Below are 20,146 nucleotides of genomic sequence, written 5' to 3'. Positions count from 1 at the left end.
AAAAAACGAAACTTTATCGTCAAGTTGAGGTGTTCGAAAGCATTAAAGTATGCTCTTAAAAATTTCGTCAATTAGCTTCGCTCAGTTCGGCTTAGCCTCGTGTCAAGTGAATTTTTGCCTTTTACAAAAATTTGTATCGAGAATAGAAATTTTTATGTCGCACTTGTTCTCGATACAATTTTCTTGGATTTCTCTGAAATCGTAATCCAAGAAAACCACTCGAACTGACGTTAAAAGACTTATCAAATTTTAAATTGTTTTTCAAAATGAAATACCATCCTATAGACCGTAACTTATTCATAAAAAACCGTAAAAACTTTGCTTCTCAGATGAAGCCAAACAGTTTAGCTGTTTTTAATTCTAACGATATTTATCCTGTAAGTGCAGATAGCACCTTGCCTTTTGCCCAGCATCGCGATATTTTTTACCTCAGTGGTGTAGATCAGGAAGAAAGTATTTTGGTTATTTTCCCAGATTGCCCAAAAGCAAAGCATCGTGAAATCTTATTCTTAAAAGAAACTAACGATCATATTGCGGTTTGGGAAGGCGAAAAACTCACTAAAGAAAAAGCCTTTGAAACCTCTGGTGTAAAAACCGTGTATTGGTTACAGGATATGGAAAAAATTATGTTTGAACTGATGACGCAATGCGACACGGTTTACATTAACACTAACGAACATTACAGAGCCAATGTTGAAACCGAAACACGTGAAGATCGTTTCACTAAATGGTTAAAAAATCTGTATCCTGCGCATTCTGTGGCGAAAAGCAATCCAATTTTACAACGTTTACGCTCAGTTAAAGATCCTATAGAAATCGATTTGATGCAAAAGGCTTGCAATATTACTGAGAAAGCCTTCCGTAGAGTTTTAGATTTTGTAAAACCAGGTGTTTGGGAATTTGAAATTGAAGCTGAAATGATGCACGAATTTCTAAGAAATCGTTCTAAAGGTTTTGCTTACACTCCAATTATTGCCTCAGGAAACAATGCCAATGTATTACACTATATTGAAAACAACCAACAGTGTAAAGATGGAGATTTAATTCTGTTTGATACGGCTGCCGAATACGCCAACTACTCTAGTGATTTAAGTCGAACCATTCCAGTAAACGGAAAGTACACTGAACGCCAAAAAGCGGTTTACAATGCTGTGTTGCGTGTAAAAAATGAAGCGACCAAAATGTTGGTTCCTGGCACACTTTGGGAACAATATCATGTGGAAGTTGGTAAATTAATGACGTCTGAATTATTGGGTCTTGGTTTATTAGATAAAGCAGATGTACAAAACGAAAACCCAGATTGGCCAGCGTACAAAAAGTACTTTATGCATGGTACAAGTCACCATATTGGTTTAGATACGCACGATTACGGTTTACTACACGAGCCAATGCAAACCAACATGGTATTTACCGTAGAGCCTGGTATTTATATTCCAAATGAAGGTTTTGGTATCCGTTTAGAGGATGATGTGGTGATACAAGAACAAGGGGAACCTTTTAACTTAATGGCGAATATTCCAATTGAAGCCGACGAGATTGAGGAATTGATGAACGCATAATAACCAAAACTGATTATATATGAAACGTATTTGCATAGGTTTACTTTGTTTAAGCTTGCTTTTTAGCACCACAGGATGTGCCACTATTTTAGGTGGACCAATTTCATCGAGTCAAAAAACAAAACCTGTACCAGGACAACAACAACGCGATGTTAGAGTAGGATGGCTTATTGCAGACATTCTACTTTTTGCACCTGGTCTTATCGTTGATTTTGCTACTGGAGCTATTTATAAGAGGTAGATTAATATTTTTTATATTGAAACTGAATAAATTGAGGAGTTGATGAATTAATAAATAATAAATGAAAAAAAATCTTAATGAATATTTAAATGATTTTGACAAGAAATACAAAGACGTTGTAACAATTGACAAAAAATTTCATGAAGAAGAAATAGGAGTAAAATCTTTTGCGAGTAAAGCAAAAACAAAAGACACAAAAGGTAATTTTAGTGAAGAATATATTCGCTCACGTTTTGTTTACGCTCTTGTAAATAGTGGTCTTTTTCCGAAAGAATTTTTATGCATTGAATTTAATATTCCTAAAGGAAATAATGGAAAAGCATTAAAACCAGATGTCGTTGCTTTTAAAACTAAAGCATGGTTAGATATATATGAAGACGCTAAAGCAAAAAAGGATTTTAAAAAATTAAGACAAAACTATCTCGTTATTTTTGAGACCAAAAAGAATAACAAATCTTTAGAAAGTGCAATTGAAAACCAATTAAGACCAGCACTTGCGGAGAATGAATCTGAAGAAAGAGTTTTTGGAGTTTATTTTGACGATAAACCAGATATTTTAGTTTTTAAAAAAATCGGTAATTCGCCAATACGAAGATTTGATGAATCAATCGAGTTATCAGGTTCAGGAATCATTAATCTAAATTTTGATAAAAGAGATTTTTTAATTGATTTTCCATCTTACGAAGATTTTAGAATAAATAACGAAAGTATTTCTGATGTAACTAAACTTACGACAGATGCACTTGATGCAATTGATGAGTCTGCATTCGAAGATTTCCTTGCTGAACTAAAGAGAGTTGCAGATAGTGTAAAACCAAAGCATTCAGAAAGAGATTTAATTGTAGAGTTTTTGACTTTAAAAGTATTTGATGAGAAAAGAAGTAAAAGAGAAAAATCTAATCTAAAATTCTACATTGAGAAAAAAGAGAAAAAGAAAGACGGTTTAGCAGAAAAATCATTTAGAGAAAGAATTGATGCATTATATAAGGATGCAAAGAAGGAGTACAAAAACGTAATGTCAACACCTTATTTTAGCTATGATAAATCGTTTAGACCATCAGATTCAAATGAAGAAAGATTTCTAATTCTTTTGGTTGAAGCATTGCAAAAAAGAGCGATCTTAAAAGCTAAAAATGAAAGTTTTAATCAAATAATATTCAACAATTTTGGTGATGATAAACAAAAAGCAGACAAGGGTCAATTCTTTACACCTATTCCAGTTGTAAAAGCCATAATTCAAATGTTGAATCCAATCAAAGGCGAAGAATTATGCGACCCTTGTTGCGGAATATGTGATTTTCCAGCAATGGCATTTAGACATGCACATAGAAATGACGAGGAATATCCACCAAACGCAAGTCATTACTTTGGTTTCGATATTGAAAATAATAACTTGAAACTTGCTGAATTAAATTTAGTTTTAAATGGAGATGGTGGTGCTGTTTTAAAAAACCTAAATTCAATTTCTCAAAAGTTAACCCAAAATGGTGAAATTTTAAAAGTTGGTGAATTTGTTGAAAAGAATTACAACTCAAAAGATTGGTCTCATAAAGACGATTCAGATAAAGATTTAAAGAAATTTAAAATAATAGCAACAAATCCACCATTTGGTAAAGGAAGAGATTTAAAAACAGGAAAAGACGGCAAATGGGAAGAAGCAAAAGAAACTGTAAATCTTTATGAGACCTATAAAGCTAAACCAAAACCAAATGCTCAAGGAAAAATAACATTACCTAAATCAATAGATAAAGGTGTGATATTTTTAGAGAATGCTTATAAATTACTTGAAGAAGGTGGTCGCTTTGGGATTGTTCTTTCAAATTCGATAGCCTCAATTGCTGAATGGGAAAATATTCGAAAATGGCTAATTGAACGTGTTAGAATTGTTGGTCTTTTTGACTTGCCAGCAAATACTTTTGGTGAAACCGGAGTTGCCACTACTGTAATTATAGCTTATAAACCAAAATCAAGTGAAAAACATTTATTAGATGCTGACTATGAGATTTTTATTAAGGAAGTTGAGAATATAGGTTATGAAGTAAAAACCGTAAAAAGAACAATTACATTTAAACCTCAATTTGTTATCAACGAAGAAACATTTGAACATACAAGTAAATTAGAAGAAGATTTTTCTGTAATGCATGATGAATTTAGAGAATTTCTAAAACGCCAAGAATTAGAAATTAAGAATGCTTTTAACTTTAATGCACAGTAAATGGATAATATTGTAACAAAACCTAAAAGCATAAAAAAAAGTGAAATTTTCAATAAAGAATTTCTATTAACTCCTAGTAGATATAAATATGTTGAGATAAAAAACAAGAACATTCTTCCCATAAACAAGATTTTTTTTGAGAGTAAAAAGAATGTAAATCTTGAAAACAATAAAGGATATTACAAATATGTTGAAATAGGTAGTATTAACAATAGTATCGGTTCTGTATCTCCAAGTTTAAAAAAATCAGTTGAGATATCTTCAAATATAGTTTCTGATTTAGAGTTAGGTGATATACTAATTTCTACAGTGAGAACTTATCTTGGTGGTATTGGAATTATTAACAAGGATTTAGAGAATCTTGTAGCTTCTAAAGCTTTAATTGTTTTGAGAGATTTAAAAATACCAAAAGATAAATTCTATTTATTTGGTATTTTAAGGTCTCCATTTTTTATTGAGCAAGTTTCAATCATTCTAAATGCGTCTATGTACCCTAGAATGGAAAGAGACTATTTTAAAAAGTTGTATATTCCTTTTCCAACTACAAATAATAATCTAAAACCAGAATTAATTGAAAAATATGTATCTGTAATAACCCAAAATATAATAAACAAGGAAGAACAAATTGAACAACGCCAGAGCTTAATTGATAATATAATTTATTCAGAGTTATTAGGCAATCAAAAATCTACATTCCAATATAATCTTCCTAAAAAAAGTGATTTACTAAATCACAAACGTATTGATACTGGTTTATATACAGAAAAATACAAAAAAGAAAACCACTTAATTGAGAATTATAAAAAAGGATATTTCCAAATACCAGTTGATAAGTTTAAAAGTGGTTCTACACCAAGAATTAGAATTTTTAATGGCACGAAATTCAAGTATCAATGGGTTACACCAACTAACATAACGGATGAAGGTTTTTTTGTTCCAGTAGATACTATATCAACACCAAAAGTAAATAACTTAAATAAAGATTGTATTCTTTTTATTAATAGAACTTCAAAAGGAAAAAAAGGCGAATATGTTGGTATAACTTGCTTTTATGATTTTGGATACTATGGACTTGGACAACATAATCAAGGTCTATACAGAATTGACCATTTAAAAAAAGATGAACTACTTTTTATTTCTGCATTTATGAATTCGAAAATTATGAGAAAATTATGTGGTAACATTTCCATTGGTTCAAAAATGAAAGAAATGAAATCATATGATTTTGCAACATTAAAATATCCAAATTTTGAGAAAGAGTTAAAACAAAAAATAAAGAGCTTATACTATTTCGATAAACCTAAAACTGAATATGAAATAAATGATTATTTAGTAAAAGAAAAAAATCGGAATAAAGAAATTGGAATATTTCAATTGAACACAGAAATAATTGAACTAAAAAACAAGTTAAAAGAAATAATTGATAAGATAATAAATGAAAAGCCAATTGAAATAGATTTTTAATTTACAAAAATCCTAAAATAACTATCTCAAACTTTCTTATCAATAAATTTCAGAAAAAAAGCACACTAAATCTTATCAATCTAAATTCCCACTACTATTCCCTCAAAAACATAACGCTGTAACTTCTGCAAAGTTTCTAACTTATCGCTGGTATTGACTAAGAGTGAAATATTGTTGTTGCTACCACCATAAGCAATCATACGTACATTAACATCTTGTAACACCTGGAAGAGTTCTGGCGTATCAGGATGGTAAATAATATTGTTACCAACCAGACAAACAATACTCATGTAGTCGTCTATGGCTACAGTTGCAAATTTTTCGAGTTCTTCGGTAATAGCCTCTAAATGTGTGGTATTGTCTATGGTTAAGGACACTGCTATTTCTGAGGTTGTTACCATGTCTATAGACGTTTCGTAACGCTCAAAGACTTCAAATACTTTCTTTAAAAAGCCATGTGCTAACAGCATACGTACCGACTTAATTTTTATGGCTGTAATACCATCTTTTGCTGCAATGGCTTTAATGCCTTCACCATGAATTTTGTTAGTTATTAACGTGCCATGTGCTTGTGGTGCCATGGTGTTTTTGAGTCGTAATGGAATATCGAGTTGACGCACTGGCATTACGGTTTGCGGATGCAAAATCTTAGCTCCAAAATAAGCCAACTCTGCAGCTTCATCATACGACAAATGCGATAAGGCTTGTGTATCGTTGACGTAACGTGGATCGTTATTGTGGAACCCGTCAATGTCTGTCCAGATTTGTACCTCATCGGCTTCAATGGCTGCACCAATAATGGTGGCTGTGTAATCGCTTCCACCACGTTGCAGGTTGGTAATTTGCCCTTCGGCATCTAAACAAATAAAACCTTGTGTGATATAAATATCAGCTGGCTCAACAGTATTGATAAGTCGGTTTAGGTTTTGTTTGATATAGAAATTATCAGGTTCATTATGACTATCGATTCGCATAAAATCTAAAGCAGGCAATAACCTTACATTAAAGCCTTCTTGTTGTAATAAGCGACTAAACATATAAGTAGACAAGAGTTCACCATTGGCAACAATACTGTTATGCAACCTTTGTGAAAATGGCTCGCTAATCGCATCCAATAACAGCTTGAATCTGGCATTAACGTACTTGCTCACTTCCAAACGTAATGCCTGATCTTGTAACAAATCGTAAACCACAGCATTATATGTTTCGTTCAGTTCTGTGATGATGGTTTTGGCTGTTGAGAGTTCACCAACCTCAATCAATCTTGAAATTTCAACCAACATATTCGTAGTGCCAGACATGGCAGACAACACAACAATCTTACGGTCTTTGGTGTTAATGATATCTTTTACATGATTCATATTCACTACCGAACCTACTGAGGTGCCACCAAACTTATATACTAACATAATGCGTTTATTTTAAGGCGCAAATGTAGATGACCTTTAAGCTATTGACCTAAATTTTGAAAAAATAGTACAATTAATTACAATTTGTTATATAATTAACAAAATTACTGTTCATTAGTATACTTCAATCTAACCATGCTATTAAATAAATTTGTTAAATCATATATGATATATTATATTTGAAACATGATTACAATACAAAACCTCCGAAAAGACGTTAAAACCATACTATTAAATCAGATGGCTGAAGGCATAATTGCTCCTGGTCATCGTATCTCATTACCTAGTATTGCTGAGGCTTTAGAGATTAGTGCAACACCTGTTCGTGAAGCTTTGAGTCAGTTGGTAGAAACTGGTATTGTGACTTATATTCCTAATCGTGGTTTTTTTGTTACCGAGCTCAACACTCCTGAAGCCTTGGAGCTTTATGAGCTTATGATAACCTTAGAGACTGCAGCTGTAAAACAATCCACATTCACTAATGCACAATTAGCAGAATTAAAACTTATCAACCTTAATTTTGCTGAGGCAACGCACGCTACAGAACGCCTTAAACTCGATATGGCGTTTCATAAATGTCTTATAAAATCGTACACCAATCAGCATGCACATAAACTCATAGAAGATATTCGGCTTCGAATATTTATCTATGAGCATGTGTATATGACCAATATGCCAAATGAAACCTCAGTAAAAATGCACAATGACATTATCAATGCTTTAGAACAAAAAGAGGTTGATAAGGCTATAAGCATTCTACAGGACAATTGGAATATCAGCATCAATCACATCAATCAAAATCATCATGAACAGTAAACAACTCATTGGTCTCGTCTGTCTATTCATGCTTTTTGGCAGTTGCAAAACCGAAACGACACCAGAGCCAAAGTCTAAAACAACTTTGGTAAAAACCGAATTGGGTCAGCATATAGATAGTATGCTTACACCTTACGTTAACAACCTTAGGGAACTTACAGATAATACTGCTGGTTTGGCCATTGGCATTACCAAAGGCAACGAAATTATCTATGCCAAAACATTTGGTTATGCAAATATTGAAACAGAAGAAAAAACCGACTTTAATACAGTTTTTCATATTGCATCAGTTTCAAAACCTTTTACAGCAGCTGCTGTTGTAAAACTAATTCAGCAAGGAAAACTAAACCTCTCTGATCCTATCATCAAATATATTCCTGAGTTTGAAATGAAAGGTGAAGGTTATAAAGACATCACTATTCAACATATTTTAAATCACACATCTGGAATTCCTAGACATGTGAGTTCTAACGATTGGCTAAATCCAAAAACTGGACCTGAAGCCATGGAAGAAAATTTAAAAAATGTAAAAGATTTTGAACTCGATTATGAACCTGGCTCTCAGTTTAGCTATAGCAATTCGGCCTTTGATATTTTGGGAATTGTAGTAAGCAGAGCAAGTGGTATGTATTTTCCGGATTATGTTAAGGAACATATTTTAATGCCTTTAGACATGAATGAAAGTCATTATTTTAAACCCTTAGATACCTTACCAAAAGGTTGGGCAAAACCTTATTCTTATGGTATTACTACGCAAAAATGGTCTCCATATCCTTATACAGAAAAGTACTTTCCGAGTTCAGGTTTGCAATCGACACTTTTAGATATGTGTAAATGGGGAATGCTATATACCGGAAAAGGCACCTACAACGGAACACTTATTTTTGATGAAAAGCATTTTGATATGCTTACAAAACCCTATAGAGATACACCTTGGGGAGATAAAATAGCACTAAGTTGGTTTGTGAAATCGTATTTAGATAAACCTATTATAATGCATACCGGAAATGATACTGGCTTTGAGACTTTGTTTTATGTTTATCCAGAGGAAAATATTTCTATAGTCGTAATGGCAAATAGGGATTTTGCAAGAACAGGTCGAATTGTTAATGCAGCATCTGAAGTTGTGTTTGAAAAAGAGCCAAAATCCTATAATGTTTCGGCGCGTTATCCATTCGCAAAAACCTACAAAAGCGAAGGTATTGATGCTGCTGAAAACCTATGGAATAACATGAAGACTGATACTACTGATATCTATTTTGTTGATGATAATGACATCTTAACTATGGGAGCTGTTTTAGAAAATGGTAAACATTGGGAAGATGCTAAAACTATTCTTAGTCATTACAATACTATTAATGAAACTTCAACCTATTCATGGCGACTTTTAGGAAATACATATCTTAGCTTAAAAGACACCTTGAACGCAAAAGCATGCTATGAAAAAACATTAGAAATCAATCCTAATTACGAAAAAGGAAAGATTGCTCTAGAAAGCCTAATCAAGAATTAATCAGCATAGACAAACAAACGTTCCAGACTCTTTTTAGCAGGTAAGTTATCGACATGCCACGAGAAACTTGTTTTTGCTGGTTTTTCCCAAATACATTTAAAGTCTTCTGGTGCGTTGTATTCGCTTATAAACACTTGATGACCTGCTTTACTTTGTTGCCTGCACCATTCCCAAAACTTGTCATGGTCGAAACTATCTCTGTATTTGGTGGTAGATGCGTAAGGTGGATCGCAATAGACGATACTATTTTCAGGAATCTCTAATTCGGTATACGATTTACAGGACAAAATAACACCTTCAAGATTTGGCACTTGTTTGGTAATATTTCGGTAATGTTCTGCCCAATAATCGCGCTTGCCTTGCTTATCGCGTCGGTAACCAGCAAACCATTTTCCACCAAAAGAATTGAAACCAACATAAGCCACTAAATGTTTTGGGTAATTATCTTGATTGTATTTTATGGCCTTGTATTCGTCCTCACTTACCGATTTTGGAGGATCCCAATTCTCGTAAATCAAGGCTTGCCACATGGCCATTAATTCTTCATGCTGATCGTTGGCAATTCGGATACCGTCGACCTTGTCTATCATATTCATACCACCTGCAAAAGGCTCAATGTACGATTGGCCTGGCTGTCTGTCTTTTAGAATAATTGGTAATATATGTTTGGCAAAACGTGCCTTGCTTCCCATGTATTTCATGCGTCTTTCGGCTTTGATTTCAACATAGACACTATTCCAAAGGCTACAACAGCAGGCAATACCCAACCCAAACTGTGCTTTGCAAAAGGAATGTATTTTGTTAACTTTTCTAAGCCTTCCGAAGGGCTCAAAAACCCAATAACATCTGGTATGCTGAATACTAAAGTGACGATAATTACAGCTCTAAACAGAAGTGGAGTTGCTAATTTTTCTGGCAAAACATTAAGTAAAATAAGCATAATAGTAATTGGATACACTAATAACAATACAGGAATAGCCACTACAACAATAGAGTTAAAATCGAGCTGCCCAACAATAACACCCAACACACAACCAATAATAGCAGTTACTACAAAAACAGTTTGAGAATCATTTAACAGTCCCTTAAAATAATCTGCTGTACCAGCAATAATACCAACAGCTGTAGTAAAACAAGCCAAAGAAATAAGAACACTTAAAACCGTATTACCAAATTCGCCCAAGGATTTTATGCTAATATCTCTTAGTAAGTTAGCGCGTTGCATATCGTTACTCAAAGCTGTATCAACACTAATCTCAGAACCATAATACGCACCAACAGCAATTAAGCCAGCGTAAATTATAAATAGACCTAAACCTGCAATAAAGCCTGAATTTCTAATGAGTTTGCGTTTCGACTCGAAGCGGCTTACCTCCATATTATCGAAGTTAAGTGACACAATAATCACTGCACCTACAACCACTGCTCCGATAGCATCAAAGGTTTGATAGCCTTCTAAAATTCCTGAAACGATAGGTGTGTCAAATTGAGGTGTTCCTGTGGTAAATTCCGAATAAAACAAACCAATTGCAATCACTGCTAACAACATAATGACAATAAATGGTGTTAAAAACTTTCCGATGAGATTCAATATTTTGGAACGATTCAACACAAAAACTAACACTAAAGCAAAATAAATACTACTGGTTAATAATGGCGACGTACCAAAGGCAGGATGAATGGCAATCTCGTGCGTTGCAGCAGCTGTTCGTGGTGATGGAATGGCAACTGCAATAACATAAATAAGAATACAGTAAATTAAGCTAAATGTTGGCGATACTTTTTTACCAAAATCGAACAATGTGCCTTGTAATCTTGCATGTGCTAATATACCAATGATTGGAATCACTACGGCTGTAATCATAAAGCCTACAGCAACCCAAAGCCAGTTTTCACCAGAGTTGTAACCCAACATTGGTGGTAACAGCAAGTTTCCTGCACCAAAAAAAAGCGAAAATAAGGCGAAGCTTGTAACTAAAAGTTCTTTGCGTTGAATATGCACTAGTTGGTCTTTTTAAGTTCTAAGTCGTGAAAATCGAAACTAAAATCTGTGATTGGTGCAATGTACTTCATCGTTGCAGAAACCGCTTCCTCCTTTTCATTAAATGTAAATTGCACAAATACATCAGCATCGTAGCTCCTGTCATTCCATTTGGCAACAAATGTTGTTGCGTTGTATGGTAACAATTCGCCATATAAACGTTGTGAACGCTTACATATGATACTGTATTTTTTTCCATCGTGCGTAATGGTGATATCACTAAACCAATCGTCTGTATACGTACCTGTAATTTGCTCTGGATTTGGTGTTGTCAATTGCGTTTTTGCCTTTTCTACCTGAGCAAAAACTTCTGCTTTTATACTGTCGTTATACTTTAAATAATCAGCATTGTTCTGTCCTAAGCGTTGTAGCCAATTACGGTTTTCATAACCTAAATATGAATCTTTAATGGTATTTGTGATTGTCGTAAATGCAGAACCATTCATTTGATTGGTTAGTACTACAATTGCCAAATCTAAATCTGGAATCATGGTAAACTGCGTCACAGTACCAATTAATCCACCTGTATGATAAACTTGTTTATGTCCACCTTTCACATCTGTTACAAACCAACCCAATCCATAACCTCTAAAATTAGAATCGTAAGAGTCGTTGGCTCTGACTTTTAATGGTGTTTGCAATTGCCAAAGCTCGTGAAACTGTGCTTCGCTCAATAAACGTTCTCCATTTTCTGTAACAGCGTCATTCATTAAAAACTTTGCCCAAGTCATCATATCATGTACATTACTCACAATACCACCAGCTGCATTTGCAGTTTCGCTCCAATCATGTGGAATCTGAATCACCTTACCTTCAGCTCTGGTGTGTGCGTCAATAATATTAGATTTATCAGTAACACGATTATAAGAAGCTTTAGAACTCGTCATGCCAACAGGTTTCATTATCTTAGTTTCAATAAAGTCTTCCCAAGACAATCCACTAATACGCTTTAAAACTTCACCAGCAATGATGAACATGTTATTGTTATAGGCAAACTTACTTCTGAAGGATGTTTCAGGCTCTAAAAACTTCACGTTATCAATAATATCCTGAACCGTAAAATCATTACCTTCTGGAAAAAACATAAGATCACCAGCGCCTAATCCCATACCACTTCGATGCGTTACTAAATCTCTAACTGTAAAATTTTCAGTAACCCAAGAATCATGTAATTGAAACTCTGGAATGTGTTTTCTAACAGGATCGTCCCAATTTAATTTGCCTTCGTCAACTAGCATTGCTAAAGCAAAACACGTAAAACCTTTACTGTTGGAAGCTACTCCTACTAAGGTTTCAGAATTCATATCTTTTTTGGAAGTTAAAGATCGTACTCCATGTCCTTTTGCATAGACTTCTTTTCCGTCTTTAAATACACCAACCGAAATGCCTGGCACATCAAAGGTGGTGAGCGTTTCCTTTACTAATTTATCAATTTCAGCCTCATTCAATTGGGCAAAAAGGCTAGTACTACTTACTAAAAGAAGGGCAATAAACAGTCGTTTTAAAAGCATGGTGTTTTGTTTTAACATGAAAGACTTCAAATATAATAAATGTTACCGATGAAAAGTTTACTGATCGCGTTTCAACATTTATCTTTGCATCTATGACCATCTATTACAAAAACATAAATATTCATTATACAGTTTCTGGTGAAGGTGAAACTGTTGTTCTGTTACATGGTTTTTTAGAAACCATTGAAATGTGGCGCAACTTAGCACCTGAAATTTCAAGAACACATCAAGTCATTTGCATTGATTTATTAGGACATGGTAAAACAGAATCTTTAGGCTATGTGCACACAATGAAAGACATGGCTGATGCAGTCTTTGCCGTGTTGCAACACCTAAACATTAAAAAAGCAAAGTTTATTGGACATTCTATGGGAGGATATGTGGCTTTGGCTTTAGCAGAAGAGCAACCTCAACTTTTTGAAGGGCTTTGTTTGATGAATTCAACGTTTGAAGCTGATAGTGAAGAACGAAAAGTGTTAAGAACACGTGCTAACGATATGGCAAAGACTAATTTTGAGAATTTAGTACGTATGTCTTTTGCCAACCTATTTGCGCCTGAAAGTAGGATTAGCTTTAAAGTAGAATACGAATGGGCTTTAAATATTGCGCTTAAGACATCGCTTCAAGGCTACATGGCTGCTAATGAAGGTATGAAGCTTAGACCGAACAGATTTGAAGTTTTTAATACTCTTAATGCTGATAAATTCATAATCATTGGTAAGAAAGACAGCTTAATCAATAGAGAACAGCTTCTTTCTAAAATTGACAATACAGATATAAATTTTGCTGAATTATCGGAAGGACATATGAGTCATATTGAAAATAAATCAGAATTATCTTACTTATTATTACATTTTATCGAAAAATAAAACATTTTGACGTTTTTTTAATCTTTTTTATAGTAAGTTTAACCAACGAATAAAGTTTACCTTAAATCCTAACCTACTATGTCAGCAACCAAACTCTATTGTGATTTCTTCGGTCATAACTACAAGATGACAAAAAAAGTGACAAACCACGTGAAGGAATACACCTGCTCATGTTGCAAAAAACAGCTTACTACAGACAGTAATGGTAAGCTTACTGAACTAACCCCAAAATATCAAGAAATAAATTCGGCATTAGAACGTATTTACAATAACCGGATGATGCGTTTAAAGCGAAAAACACTCAATTCATCGATTTGTTAAGTGTTGATAACTTGTGAATAACTCTTTTTCTTATATTTAAATCCCTTAATTGAATTTATCCCTTAACTAAGAAAAAGTACACAACAATGAAAAATGTATTATGCTCCTTAATTGGACATGATTACGAAGTCTCTAAAGTAGTAACGTATCACGTAAAAGAATATAAATGTAAGCGTTGTAATGCTGAAATGACTATTGATGGCAATGGTAAATTCATTCCTCTAACACCAAAACACAAAGAAATTAATTCGGTATTAAACCGCGTACATAATAAGCGTCTAGAAAGAAGTCAGAAACTTCTTATGGTTGATTATTAAGTGCATTCCACCCTTTTGCAATAATCGGTATTTTTTGCTCTGCCCTTGTAATTAAGTGCATTCCTCTTTCTTCCTCCGTCATATATCCAATTACTGTTAGATTAGGATTTCCTTTTATCTTAGGATAATCTTCTTGCGAAATTGTCATTAACAATTCATAATCTTCACCACCATTTAAAGCTACAGTTGTGCTATCTATGTTAAATTCTTCACATGTAGAAATCACTTGTGGATCTAACGGAATTTTATTTTCATAAATGTCAACACCAACCTTGCTTTGCTTGCAAAGATGAATAACCTCAGACGATAATCCATCACTTATATCAATCATACTTGTTGGTTTTACCTCCAGTTTCTGAAGTAACTCTATAATATCTTTCCTTGCTTCTGGTTTTAATTGTCTTTCAACAATGTAAGTATACATTGATAAATCTGGCTGAGAGTTTGGGTTCACTTTAAAAACCTCCTTTTCGCGTTCTAACACTTGCAGTCCCATATAAGCTCCACCAATATCACCTGTTACAACCAACAAATCATTTGGTTTTGCACCAGAACGTAATACTTCGTTTCCTTTATCTACTTCACCTATTGCTGTAACTGAAATAATTAAACCAGATGTTGAGGACGTTGTATCTCCACCAACAACATCAATTTTATAAATTTCTGCTGCTGTAGTAATACCTGCATACAACTCCTCTAGAGCTTCTAATGGAAAACGATTAGACACAGCTATAGATACTGTAATTTGTGTTGCTTTGGCATTCATAGCATATACATCAGACAGGTTAACCATTACAGCTTTATAGCCTAAATGTTTTAAAGGCACATAACTCAAATCAAAATGCACTCCTTCCACCAATAAATCTGTAGATACAACTATTTGTTTTTTTCCATAACTTAAAACTGCCGCATCATCTCCAATACCTTTTACAGTAGATTTTTGACTAATCTTAAAATGCTCTGTTAAGTGATCTATTAATTTAAACTCACCTAACTCACTCAATGGTGTTCTCTTAGGATTCTTATCTTCTATCATACTGCAAAAATATTATGCTTTTTTAAATAAAAGAGGTTCTATGGACGTTATTTATTTGGTAATTTTAACAATGTTTAAATTTTACTGTAAATTGCTAAAAAAAAGGTTATGAATTTTTTTGCCCTAAAAAGATACTTCTTTCAAATTCTTACATGTACTGCCTTATCTATAATGATTATGGGATGTTCTGGCGATGATGACGGTAATACCAATATAGATACAGATAACGATACCATTTTAGATAGTTCTGACAATTGTCCGACAATTTCCAATGAAGACCAACTTGATACTGATAGTGATGGTCTTGGTGATGCTTGTGACGAAGATGATGACAATGATGGTATTTTAGACATTGATGATAATTGCCCTTTGACTTCAAATCCGCTTCAAGAAGATGCTGACAATGATGGCATTGGTGACGTCTGTGATGGCAATACTATTTTACCGCAATTTCCTTGTGAAAATGGATTAGCTAACGGCCATCCATGTAGTGGATTTGATCTAATGAGTCAGATTCCAATTGATGTTTTGGGAGGAGATGGTGCAGAAGGCAATGATTCTTGGGGTTGGACAGATCCTCAAACCGGAAACGAATATGCTTTAGTGGGAACCTCAACCAACGCTGCTTTTGTTGATATTACCAATCCATCAAACCCAATTTTGTTAGGAACCTTACCAACAGCTACAACCAATAGTCCTTGGAGAGATATAAAAGTGTACAATAATCATGCATTTATTGTGAGTGAAGCACCAGGTCATGGAATGCAAGTTTTTGATTTAACACGTTTGAGAAATGTTGCTAATCCACCTGAAACTTTTACTGCAGATGCCAATTACAATGGTTTTGGCAGAGCTCACAATATTGTAATAAATGAAGACAGTGGCTTTGCCTACGCTGTAGGTTCTGACACTTTTAATGGAGGGCCTCATTTTGTGAATATTCAAAACCCAACAGTGCCTATTGCAGCTGGTGGCTACGCTGACGATGCATACTCACATGATGCTCAGGTTATAACTTACAACGGACCAGATGCCGATTATACAGATAGAGAAATTTTAATAGGTAGTAATGAGAATGAGGTAGTTATTGTAGATGTTACCGACAAAGCAAACCCTGTTCAAATTTCGACAATAGATTATGGTAATTTAGGATATGCTCATCAAGGTTGGTTTACAGAAGACATGGTGTATTTTTTACTTGGTGATGAAGTTGATGAAATTAGTTTTGGTATTAATTCCAGAACTATAGTCTTTGATTTTAGTGACTTGGATAATCCCTTATTTCATATGGAATATTTCGGACCTACGGTAGCAATAGACCACAACGGCTATGTAGTTGGCAATACGTTTTACGTAGCTAATTATACTGCAGGTCTTAGAGCTATTGATATTTCTAATCTAGACTCTGGCGTGATGACAGAAATTGGTTTTATAGACACCTACATTCCAGATGACAATACATCTTTTAATGGAGCATGGAATATCTATCCGTTTTTTGAAAGCGGTAATATTGTCGTAAGCGACATTAATGGAGGTTTATTTATTGTAAGACCTTCTAATTAACACTTATGTTTAGTAAAGTCGCATATTGTTTTTTGGTTTTACTATTATTAAACTGTAGTAGTGATGATAATTCATCTACGAATAACGATGGGCAATTAACATTTGTCAAAACAATTGGAGGCTCCAAAAACGATAGTGCACAATCAATTACTGCAACATCAGATGGAGGTTATGCGATTTTAGGTTACACACAAAGTAATGATAACGACATCACCGACAAGCAAGACGAAAGTTTTGATTATTGGGTTTTAAAGTTTGACGCTAACAATCAGTTAGAGTGGCAAAAAACCTATGGTGGCTCTTTAGATGACAGAGGCAGTGATATAATTCAAACTTCAGATGGTGGTTATGCCATTTTAGGATATAGCTTTAGTGCCGATGGAGATACAACTGAAAATGCTGGATTACAAGATTATTGGATCGTTAAACTAGACGCTACCGGAAATATCTTATGGGAAAAATCATTTGGCTACCAAGGTGCAGATTCTGGTATTTCTATGATTGAAACTATTGACCAAGGCTTTTTAATTACTGGTATTTTAGATGTTACCGCTTCTGGCGGTGCAGGCAATTCGTCACGAACAGCCAATAGACATGCTGGTGGAGATTATTGGGTGTTAAAGCTAAATAATTCTGGCAACTTAGAATGGAGTCGTTACTTTGGTGGCAATTTTACCGATACACCATATGGTGTTGTTCAAACCGATGATAACGGTTTTATAATTGCAGGAAGTTCGGACAGTGAAGACACGGATATTTCTGGCAATGTTGGCACCTATGATTTCTGGGTAATCAAGGTTTCTGCATCTGGAGATTTAATTTGGGAGAAGTCTTTTGGAGGCTCCCAAATAGATGAGGCTAGAGCCATCTCAAAAACTGATGATGGTAATTACATCATTGCTGGTGACACACGTAGCAATGATAACAACATCTCTCAAAATAAAGGTGCAGCAGATTTATGGCTTATAAAGATATCACCTTCAGGAAATCTCATTTGGGAAAAGACCATAGGAGGCTCTAGTTTTGATGTTGCCAGAGCGATAAAGAGTACTCAAGACAATAGCTTTTTACTCTCAGGTAGTTCGCGAAGTAGTGACATGGATGTGTCGGAAAATAAAGGACAAAATGATGCCTGGATTTTAAAAACAGACGATACGGGAAATTTAGTTTGGGAGATAACAATAGGTGGCTCTAATATTGATTTTGCCTATGATATAGCCGAATTAACAGATGGCTCAATAATCGCAGTTGGAGACACGGCAAGTTCTGATGGAGATATTTTAGAAAACAAAGGCTTCACAGATTTATTAATTATTAAAATTGATTAAAAACATTACATAAATGAAAAAACTTGTTTCTCTCTTGTTCTCACTAGTGTTTCTAATTTCATGTAACTCAAGTGATGATTCAGATAGCACACCAGAGGTTTCGACTACATTTAAGTTTACGCATAATTGGGACGGAGCACTCATTAGAGATTATAATTTCGGACCTATACAATATGTAAATGCAAATGGTGAAAGTATTGGATTTGAAAGATTTCGTTATGTGATTTCTGATATAGTATTCACCAAAGCCAATGGCGAAGAAATTGAACTCGATGTTTACAATCTAGTAGATCTTACAAATGAAGTAAATATGGAATATACTCCAGATACTCAGATTCCTGTTGGTAATTACACAAATGTGTCTTTTACTTTTGGTTTAGATAATGAAGATAATGCCGAAAATTACACCGATTTAAATTCGACTTCCTTTAATGTGCCAGAGATGATGGGCGGTGGTTACCATTATATGCAATTTGATGGTAAATTCATTAACTCCAACAATGAAGAGCAAGGTTTTAACTACCATGCTATAAGGGCTGTTGATAATGTCGGACCCAACCCTACATTTCCACAAGACACCTTTTTCACCGTAAATCTTGGTGCTATAAATATTAACAATGATGTAGAAATTGAGGTGAAAATGAATATTGCTGAATGGTTTAAAAATCCGAATTTATGGGATTTGAATGTTTACAATCAAATGCTGATGCCAAACTCTACAGCACAGATTATGATGTATGAAAACGGACAAAATGTTTTTAGTTTAGGAGAGGTGTTTCAATAATCTATAACTATGAAAAAAGGACTAATCCTTATTGTTGTTTTACTATGCTTTAGTTGTTCTGATGACGATTCGGGTTACCAACCTACACCTTCACCTCTAGAAATACCAGAAATATTTTCGGCCAATATTATTCCACCTGTAATTCCTTCAGACAACCCTCAAACTATTGAAGGCATAGCACTCGGCAAGAAGCTTTTTTTTGATAGAATTCTATCTGCAGATGGCACTCAATCTTGTGCATCTTGCCATTCACCTCAAAAGGCTTTCGCCGAAAATTTACAGACAAGTGTAGGTATAGATGGGATTTCAGGACCTAGAAATGCTATGCCGTTGTTTAATTTGGCATGGAATTATGGAGAACGCTTTAATTGGGACGGATCTGCATTGAGTCTTGAACGTCAAGCCGAAGAGCCAGTAGAAAACCCTATTGAATTGCATAGTGATTGGAACAATGTTGTTAACCGATTACAGAATCACCCTGAGTATCCTGAGCTTTTTCAATTAGCATTTAACACCTCAACCATAACCAAAGAACTAACTACAAAGGCCATAGCACAATTTGAGCGTACTTTAATTTCAGCTAACTCTAAATTTGATAGGTACTCTCTAGGTCAAGCTTCATTAACTCCACAAGAACTGAATGGTCTAGATATATTTTTAAGAGAAGATAAAGGAGATTGTTTTCATTGCCATGGTAACCCTAATAATCCACTCTGGACCAATAATGATTTTCATAACAACGGACTTGATACAACGTTTACAGATTTAGGATTAGGAGCTATTACTGGCGACCCTAATGATAATGGAAAATTTCGCTCCCCTTCTTTAAGAAATTTAGCATATACTGCACCTTACATGCACGATGGAAGATTTGCTACATTAGATGAAGTTATAAATCATTACAGCGAAGGACTTCAAAACTCCCAAACAATAGACCCATTGATGAAACAAATTGCTCAAGGAGGTGTTCAATTAACTACCCAAGAAAAAGCAGATTTAAAAGCATTTTTGCTAACACTTTCTGATCCTTCGTTTTTAAACAATCCTGATTTTCAAAACTAAAATTGTAGGTTTATTCTTGTTTTTGGGTGCATTTCATCGAAAAATAGCGACTTTAATCACTTAATTCTCTTCATTTTACTTACATTTTCAGTCCCAA

At 34.3% G+C, this 20,146-nt stretch carries 18 protein-coding genes; 13 read left to right on the top strand and 5 right to left on the bottom strand.

Annotated elements, in window-relative coordinates; genetic code table 11:
• The first annotated feature begins 266 nt into the window (after positions 1–266).
• The 4 genes from ACXAFS_RS02455 (at position 267) to ACXAFS_RS02440 (ending at position 5,479) form a co-directional block, all read left to right on the top strand.
• The gene (locus ACXAFS_RS02455; RefSeq protein ID WP_475305066.1) at positions 267–1,559 is read left to right on the top strand and encodes an aminopeptidase P N-terminal domain-containing protein; all 1,293 of its coding nucleotides are present in this window, start codon (positions 267–269) and stop codon (positions 1,557–1,559) included.
• 19 nt (positions 1,560–1,578) lie between these two features.
• Complete coding sequence (locus ACXAFS_RS02450; protein WP_076618972.1) at positions 1,579–1,800, top strand: hypothetical protein; 222 nt, start codon at positions 1,579–1,581, stop codon at positions 1,798–1,800.
• A 61-nt stretch (positions 1,801–1,861) separates the two neighbouring features.
• Complete coding sequence (locus ACXAFS_RS02445; protein ID WP_475305065.1) at positions 1,862–4,015, top strand: HsdM family class I SAM-dependent methyltransferase; 2,154 nt, start codon at positions 1,862–1,864, stop codon at positions 4,013–4,015.
• Positions 4,016–5,479, top strand: a complete 1,464-nt coding sequence (locus tag ACXAFS_RS02440; RefSeq protein ID WP_475305064.1) for a restriction endonuclease subunit S domain-containing protein — start codon at positions 4,016–4,018, stop codon at positions 5,477–5,479.
• Positions 5,480–5,559: 80 nt separating this feature from the next.
• Here ACXAFS_RS02440 and ACXAFS_RS02435 read toward each other — a convergent pair whose 3' ends face one another.
• On the bottom strand, positions 5,560–6,888 hold the full coding sequence (locus tag ACXAFS_RS02435; protein WP_475305062.1) for an aspartate kinase: 1,329 nt from the start codon (positions 6,886–6,888) through the stop codon (positions 5,560–5,562).
• 186 nt (positions 6,889–7,074) lie between these two features.
• Between ACXAFS_RS02435 and ACXAFS_RS02430 the strand changes: the two genes are divergently transcribed.
• Complete coding sequence (locus ACXAFS_RS02430) at positions 7,075–7,704, top strand: GntR family transcriptional regulator (RefSeq protein ID WP_475305061.1); 630 nt, start codon at positions 7,075–7,077, stop codon at positions 7,702–7,704.
• Positions 7,694–9,217: a serine hydrolase gene (locus ACXAFS_RS02425; protein ID WP_475305060.1), complete on the top strand. Its 1,524-nt coding sequence runs from the start codon at positions 7,694–7,696 to the stop codon at positions 9,215–9,217. Before ACXAFS_RS02430 ends, ACXAFS_RS02425 begins: the two co-directional genes overlap by 11 nt.
• Here ACXAFS_RS02425 and ACXAFS_RS02420 read toward each other — a convergent pair.
• Genes ACXAFS_RS02420 through ACXAFS_RS02410 form a run of 3 tightly spaced genes read right to left on the bottom strand, consistent with a single transcriptional unit; the run spans position 9,214 to position 12,769 of the window.
• Positions 9,214–9,918: a DNA adenine methylase gene (locus ACXAFS_RS02420; RefSeq protein ID WP_475305058.1), complete on the bottom strand. Its 705-nt coding sequence runs from the start codon at positions 9,916–9,918 to the stop codon at positions 9,214–9,216. The genes ACXAFS_RS02425 and ACXAFS_RS02420 overlap by 4 nt on opposite strands.
• Entirely contained in the window at positions 9,915–11,219 is a 1,305-nt protein-coding gene (gene brnQ / locus ACXAFS_RS02415; RefSeq protein WP_475305057.1) for a branched-chain amino acid transport system II carrier protein, read from the bottom strand. The genes ACXAFS_RS02420 and brnQ overlap by 4 nt, the downstream gene beginning before the upstream one ends.
• Complete coding sequence (locus ACXAFS_RS02410) at positions 11,219–12,769, bottom strand: serine hydrolase (RefSeq protein WP_475305056.1); 1,551 nt, start codon at positions 12,767–12,769, stop codon at positions 11,219–11,221. Before ACXAFS_RS02410 ends, brnQ begins: the two co-directional genes overlap by 1 nt.
• A 92-nt stretch (positions 12,770–12,861) precedes the next feature.
• Between ACXAFS_RS02410 and ACXAFS_RS02405 the strand changes: the two genes are divergently transcribed.
• From ACXAFS_RS02405 to ACXAFS_RS02395, 3 genes are all read left to right on the top strand, one after another.
• Positions 12,862–13,638 (top strand): alpha/beta fold hydrolase, encoded by a 777-nt coding sequence (locus ACXAFS_RS02405; RefSeq protein WP_475305055.1) that lies wholly within the window; start codon positions 12,862–12,864, stop codon positions 13,636–13,638.
• Positions 13,639–13,716: 78 nt separating this feature from the next.
• A complete protein-coding gene (locus ACXAFS_RS02400) occupies positions 13,717–13,959 on the top strand; it encodes a hypothetical protein (protein ID WP_475305053.1) in 243 nt (80 codons plus the stop codon).
• 86 nt (positions 13,960–14,045) lie between these two features.
• The gene (locus ACXAFS_RS02395) at positions 14,046–14,276 is read left to right on the top strand and encodes a hypothetical protein (RefSeq protein ID WP_475305052.1); all 231 of its coding nucleotides are present in this window, start codon (positions 14,046–14,048) and stop codon (positions 14,274–14,276) included.
• Here the strand turns inward: ACXAFS_RS02395 and thiL are convergent.
• Positions 14,260–15,312: a thiamine-phosphate kinase gene (gene thiL, locus ACXAFS_RS02390; protein ID WP_475305051.1), complete on the bottom strand. Its 1,053-nt coding sequence runs from the start codon at positions 15,310–15,312 to the stop codon at positions 14,260–14,262. The two genes, ACXAFS_RS02395 and thiL, sit on opposite strands and share 17 nt — an antisense overlap.
• Positions 15,313–15,420: 108 nt before the next feature.
• Here thiL and ACXAFS_RS02385 point away from each other — a divergent pair, with 108 nt between their 5' ends.
• From ACXAFS_RS02385 to ACXAFS_RS02370, 4 genes are read left to right on the top strand one after another with little or no spacing between them, the layout of a single operon-like run.
• Entirely contained in the window at positions 15,421–16,875 is a 1,455-nt protein-coding gene (locus ACXAFS_RS02385; protein WP_475305049.1) for a choice-of-anchor B family protein, read from the top strand.
• A 5-nt stretch (positions 16,876–16,880) separates the two neighbouring features.
• Positions 16,881–18,203 carry a hypothetical protein gene (locus ACXAFS_RS02380; protein ID WP_475305047.1) on the top strand — a complete coding sequence of 441 codons (1,323 nt, stop codon included), beginning with the start codon at positions 16,881–16,883 and terminating at the stop codon, positions 18,201–18,203.
• Positions 18,204–18,216: 13 nt separating this feature from the next.
• Positions 18,217–18,987 carry an MbnP family protein gene (locus tag ACXAFS_RS02375; protein WP_475305046.1) on the top strand — a complete coding sequence of 257 codons (771 nt, stop codon included), beginning with the start codon at positions 18,217–18,219 and terminating at the stop codon, positions 18,985–18,987.
• 9 nt (positions 18,988–18,996) lie between these two features.
• A complete protein-coding gene (locus tag ACXAFS_RS02370; RefSeq protein WP_475305044.1) occupies positions 18,997–20,049 on the top strand; it encodes a cytochrome-c peroxidase in 1,053 nt (350 codons plus the stop codon).
• The last annotated feature ends 97 nt before the right edge of the window (positions 20,050–20,146 follow it).

This window comes from Winogradskyella sp. ABM4_392 (assembly GCF_056160445.1).
This window is presented reverse-complemented; position numbering and strand designations above follow the sequence as displayed.